This window comes from Chamaesiphon sp. VAR_48_metabat_403 (assembly GCF_031422475.1).
Classification (GTDB): Bacteria; Cyanobacteriota; Cyanobacteriia; order Cyanobacteriales; family Chamaesiphonaceae; genus Chamaesiphon.
Genome location: NZ_JANPLS010000172.1, coordinates 1 through 5,391, shown reverse-complemented (window position 1 = coordinate 5,391; position 5,391 = coordinate 1). Strand labels below are relative to the sequence as shown.

Here is a 5,391-nt window from a genome sequence, read left to right as displayed (position 1 = left end):
CTTGACAAATCTAATCGGTAATGCTATCAAATTTTCTCCACCCAATACTACCGTCTCGATCGAAGTTACCGAAATCGACCCCATCCTCGATCGAGCGACTAAATTCGACTCCGTGCGAGCCGATCCCGCCACGCGATCTCGACGGGTGCGCTTTGCAATTGCCGATTGCGGACGCGGCATTCCTGCCGATAAACTCGAAACCATTTTTAATCGGTTCCAGCAAGTAGATTCTTCGGATTCGCGCGACAAAGGCGGTACTGGTTTGGGTTTGGCGATTTGCAAATCGATCGTCGAGCAACATCAGGGTCAGATCTGGGTGGAGAGCGATTGGGGTCGTAGCAGCACATTTTTCTTTACTTTACCCCAACCGATGAATAAAAACCTTCTGCCACAGGGTACTTTATAGAAATAAGGACTTTAAAGTTATAGATTTACATTTTCGCAACAGTCAATCGTCCAGTTCGCCGTTATCGATTGTTATAACTCTCTATTCTCTAGAGAACTCCATCCTTTTTAGCTTGTTTGAGTAAATATGAGTACCACCGATCGCAAAACTGTCAGATTCAGGGAATTAATCTCTGAATTCAATCATATCAAGGTGAATACTTTGAGTGGTAACCTCGTCATTCAAGTGGCCGACATGTCAAGTTGGATGTTATGTTTTTCTTTGGGACAATTGGCAGGAATTAGCGGCGGTATCGATGCGATCGAACGGTGGGAGCGCAATTTAGCTCTAGCTTCTCTAAACGTCCCACTCGATCGACTGGTTAAATCTAATAATCATCAAGAAATATTTTTGAATTCTAATAAAATTGCTCAGGAATGTGCAATTAAAGAAGTTTTATTCGACATCATTCAATTCAGTCAAAATAGAGGAGACCAACTATCTTATCGGTTTATCCCAATTAGCGAGCGCAATAGTCAAGTCAAGTCAGTTTTACCACTCCTAGACATCAAACCACTGTTAAGCGAAACGATTCAATCCTGGCGAGAATGGGAACAAATTGGCTTGGCTATTTACGCGCCTAGTTTATTCCCGATCGTTCAACACCCCGAAAAAATTGCAAAATATACCGATCGAAACCTACACTTCCTCTTGACATCAATTGATGGCATCACATCTTTACGGAGTTTAGCAATTCATCATCAACAAAAATTAATCGATGTCACAGAATCTCTATTACCGTTAATTAAGGATGGTACGATTAGTTTATCGACAATTAAGCAATCTACTACCGATCGGGCATTACAACCAATTGGCAAGGCTGCCTCAGAGTTAGATTTGGTTGAAATATCTTCACCAAAAGATTCTGAAACGAACGCGCCGAACGACAGTCTCAAAATGCCACTCATTGCTTGTGTAGATGATAGTCTTTCTATCTATAAACTCTTAGAAAAGATTATTATCGAACATGGCTACAGATCTTTTGGCATTCAAAACCCCTTGAAAATTATTCCTAGTTTGATTAGAAATAAGCCCGACCTAATTTTCTTGGATTTAGTCATGCCAGTTACGAATGGTTATGAAGTTTGCGAACAAATTCGCAAAACACCATCGCTGGCAAATGTGCCGATTATTATTTTAACTGGTAATGATGGTTTGATCGATCGAGTCCGAACTAAATTTGTCGGTGCCAATGGATTTCTCGGTAAGCCGATCGATCCTAAAGCTATTACGAAAACGATCGATAAATATCTAGGTAAAAAACAATTAAATTCAACGGTCGATCGCAGTACCAAATCCGTTCGCGTTTCCAGATCGGATCGAGATGTAAATTCAGCAAATGCTAATAGCGATATTAAACGAGTTTTAGTGATCGATGACGATCTCAATATCCGCGAAGTTGTCTCGATGTGCTTACATAAACTCAAAGGTTGGGATGTCCAGACGGTATCATCAGGGCAAGAAGGATTGAATAACATTCAAATTCAACATCCAGATGCGATTGTCTTAGATGTGATGATGCCAGAAATGGACGGGTTAGCTTTTTTACGCAAGTTACGTGCCGATCGCAATACTAAGGTAATTCCCGTCATTCTTCTCACCGCCAATCGCTATTTACCAGACAGAGATCTGTTAACAGAACTCGGTGTCGTCGAAATCGTCTCTAAACCATTTTTGCCGATCGATCTGGTGCGCCAAATCGATCGAGCTTTAGAGATTAATGGTTGTTTGATTTAGAACGGGGAGACTGGGAGACGGGGCGATTTTGAATCCAAAATACTCCTTACTCCTTACTCTCTCCCCCATCGGGTGCTTTAACTTGGCTGAGAATCGATCGTAATGAGTCGCCTTCGAGAACTTCGCGATCGAGTAGCATCTGTGTGGTAGACTCTAATAACTCACGATTGTGTTTTAAAATGGCAATAGCCATGTTGTTCGCTCGATCGATAGTTTGCTTAATGAGTCGATCGATTTCGATCGCTACATCGCCACTGACAGCGCGACGGGTATTAGTATCGCCTTCTAAGAACTGAGACTGGTTGCTAGCAAACGCGATCGGCCCTAAAGTATCGCTCATCCCATAGAGCGTAATCGCTTTTTCGGCGAGATTGGTGGCTTTTTGGATATCATCGCTGGCACCTGTAGACACCTTCCCGAACACTAATAGCTCCGCCGCACGTCCGCCCAAGAGCGTCGCAATTTGACCGTGAATTTCATCTTCCATCATCAGAAACCGATCCTCATCCGGCATCTGCAACGTATAACCCAGCGCACCCACACCACGCGGCACGATCGAGATTTTCTCAACTTTACCCCGTCCCGGCATCAACGCACCCACCAGCGCGTGACCGACTTCATGATAAGCCACAGTTTGCCGCTCGATCGGATTTAGTACCCGCGATCGTTTTTCCAAGCCGACTAATACCCGCTCGAATGCTAGCTCAAAGTCAGCCATCAACACCGCCTGACGATTGTGGCGCGCCGCCATCAGAGCTGCTTCATTGACCAAATTTGCCAAATCTGCACCCGTCATCCCCGAAGTCCGCGTTGCCAATAATTCCAAATCGACATCCTCACCCAACTTCACATTATTGGCATGAACGGTAAGAATCTCCGCTCTACCCGATCGATCTGGTCTGTCAACCACTACTTGTCGATCGAAACGACCTGGACGGCGTAAAGCCGGATCGAGGACTTCAGGGCGATTTGTGGCGGCAATTAGAATCACCCCCGCATTCCCATCGAAGCCATCCATCTCGGTGAGTAACTGATTGAGCGTTTGCTCCCGCTCGTCATTACCACCGCTCGGATTCATGCCATTACCACGCGATTTACCGATCGCATCTAGCTCGTCAATGAAGATAATGCAGGGAGCCTGACGCTTGGCTTTGTCGAATAAATCCCGCACCCGCGACGCACCCACGCCAACGTACAACTCCACAAATTCCGAACCCGACATACTAAAGAACGGTACCCCCGCCTCACCCGCCACCGCTTTGGCGAGTAAAGTTTTGCCCGTACCTGGAGGGCCGACTAGTAATACACCTTTAGGAATTTTGGCTCCGAGGCGCGTGTATTTGTCACTATTTTTGAGGAAGTCAACCACCTCTTGGAGTTCTTGTTTTGCTTCATCGACACCAGCAACATCGGCAAATTTAACGCCAGTTTTTCCTTGTGCATAAGATCTTGCTTTACTTTTACCAACACCCATTACTCCACCGCTACCTTCGGTATATTTAAGTAGCAAAGCTCCTGCACCAACGGCAATTAATGGCGGTAAAGCAACTGCAAGTAATGTCCCCAACCAGGATTCAGATGGTGGATTTTGAATGGTATATTCTACGCCATTAGCTTGTAACAACTCTGGCAAACTCTCAGCTAAAAGATCTGGAATAGTAAAGTAAGTTTCTTTACTATTCTCGCTGATAACTGTATACTCAATGCGGCTGGGACTAATTATTACTCGATCGACTCGGTTGGTTTTAACTGCTGCTAGAAAATCACCGTAAGCCTGTTGGGAGATAGTTGCCATCGTTTTGAGTTTGTAAAGTTGATGGAGAGTAATTCTAGTTCTAGGTAACAGTTAATCGATCTATTTAGATGGGCTTCGATTTATTTTTCCCTATGTTTCAAGATTACTCGATCGCCCCAACTCAACATAAGTCGTGGTGCTACTCTAAATCTGACGGTAAACCACACTGCTAGTACTAATTAGCGATCGCTGGGAAAATATACATCACTACTGTAAAATACAAATAGTCTACCTAATCTGCGGCTAAGACGATCCTATGATTCAAACGGTTAGCCAAAAAAAGACCTTAGCAGAGTTTTTGGCAATGCCAGAAACAAAGCCTGCCAATGAATTTGTCGATGGCTCGATTTATCAAAAACCCCTGCCGCAAGGAAAGCACAGCATTATCCAACGAGAACTAACATTTGCCATCGACAGACCATTAAAAGATAGAAAAATAGCTAGGGCTTTTCCTGAATTGCGTTGTACTTTCGGAGATCGCTCGATCGTACCAGACATATCTATAATCTTATGGGATCGGATTCCCCGCAATCCTGACAGCACTGTTGCTAATATTTTTCCAATTGCCTCCGATTGGACGATTGAAATCTTATCTCCAGAACAAGGGCAAACAAAGGTAGTCAAAAATATTATGCATTGCTTAAAATATGGGACGCAAATGGGTTGGTTAATCGATCCAGACGAGCAAACAGTATTTGTCTATCAACCAAAACAGGAAGTCGAAATTTTCGATAATGCCAGCCAACAGTTACTAATGCCAAAACTTGCGGCAAGGTTACAAATATCTGTCGGTCAAATATTTGATTGGTTATTAGAGTAAGAATTCGATTACGATCGATATACCATTAGCGATGGCGAGATTGCAACTCTACCTAAGTCTTGGCTAGAAACAGAAGAAGTGCTAGGATTATTTTGTCGATCGGAATTGCGTGATGGGTAAAATGTTGTAATAACGACAATCCCAAATATTGTCGATACTGTTACATAAATTGCGATCGCAGTCTGATTAGATTTACCAGTTTTGCCATTAAAAGTAGTTCCACATTTTGTACATTTTACATGCGTAAGCATTTTTGGCCCGACGATTCCCCCCCACCAAGTAAAGCTAATTAGTTCGGCTTGTTCTGAAGCGCAGTTTGGGCAAGGTTGATAGTGAGCCATCTAGTTTCTCCGAGTATTGCCTGATATTTGTGGTCATACCTAGAGAATACCCATTTTAGATCGATCGTCAACATTTATTAGTTACTCATCCGATCGCCACATCCATAACATACGTAAGTTATAATTAGTACAAATTTAAGGACGCGAATTCAATCCCGATCGAATCTAATACCTCGGCGGGTAGCTCAGAGGTAGAGCTATTGATGAAAATATCCTTCTTTGAATGTCAAAAACGTCTAAAGATTGAGGTTCG

Annotated in this window: 5 protein-coding genes; 3 read left to right on the top strand and 2 right to left on the bottom strand. The window is 43.4% G+C overall.

The window, feature by feature from the left end:
• The coding region (locus RMO79_RS08270) for an ATP-binding protein (protein ID WP_310482641.1) at window positions 1–406 on the top strand (406 nt) is incomplete at its 5' end.
• Between the two features lie 126 nt (window positions 407–532).
• Window positions 533–2,182 carry a response regulator gene (locus RMO79_RS08265; RefSeq protein WP_310482640.1) on the top strand — a complete coding sequence of 550 codons (1,650 nt, stop codon included), beginning with the start codon at window positions 533–535 and terminating at the stop codon, window positions 2,180–2,182.
• A 46-nt stretch (window positions 2,183–2,228) separates the two neighbouring features.
• Here the strand turns inward: RMO79_RS08265 and ftsH are convergent, their stop codons facing one another.
• Window positions 2,229–3,977 (bottom strand): ATP-dependent zinc metalloprotease FtsH, encoded by a 1,749-nt coding sequence (gene ftsH / locus RMO79_RS08260; RefSeq protein ID WP_310482639.1) that lies wholly within the window; start codon window positions 3,975–3,977, stop codon window positions 2,229–2,231.
• Window positions 3,978–4,233: 256 nt separating this feature from the next.
• Here ftsH and RMO79_RS08255 point away from each other — a divergent pair, with 256 nt between their 5' ends.
• A complete protein-coding gene (locus tag RMO79_RS08255) occupies window positions 4,234–4,797 on the top strand; it encodes a Uma2 family endonuclease (RefSeq protein WP_310482638.1) in 564 nt (187 codons plus the stop codon).
• 8 nt (window positions 4,798–4,805) lie between these two features.
• On the opposite strand, the gene RMO79_RS08250 is transcribed toward RMO79_RS08255, so the two are convergent.
• Window positions 4,806–5,138, bottom strand: coding sequence for a hypothetical protein (locus RMO79_RS08250; RefSeq protein ID WP_310482637.1), 333 nt, complete (start codon window positions 5,136–5,138; stop codon window positions 4,806–4,808).
• Window positions 5,139–5,391 lie beyond the last annotated feature (253 nt).

Bases quoted from the DNA above. Each gene is read 5' to 3' on its own strand.
- RMO79_RS08265 (WP_310482640.1), top strand. From the start codon at position 533: ATGAGTACCACCGATCGCAAAACTGTCAGATTCAGGGAATTAATCTCT.
- ftsH (WP_310482639.1), bottom strand. From the start codon at position 3,977: ATGGCAACTATCTCCCAACAGGCTTACGGTGATTTTCTAGCAGCAGTT.
- RMO79_RS08255 (WP_310482638.1), top strand. From the start codon at position 4,234: ATGATTCAAACGGTTAGCCAAAAAAAGACCTTAGCAGAGTTTTTGGCA.
- RMO79_RS08250 (WP_310482637.1), bottom strand. From the start codon at position 5,138: ATGGCTCACTATCAACCTTGCCCAAACTGCGCTTCAGAACAAGCCGAA.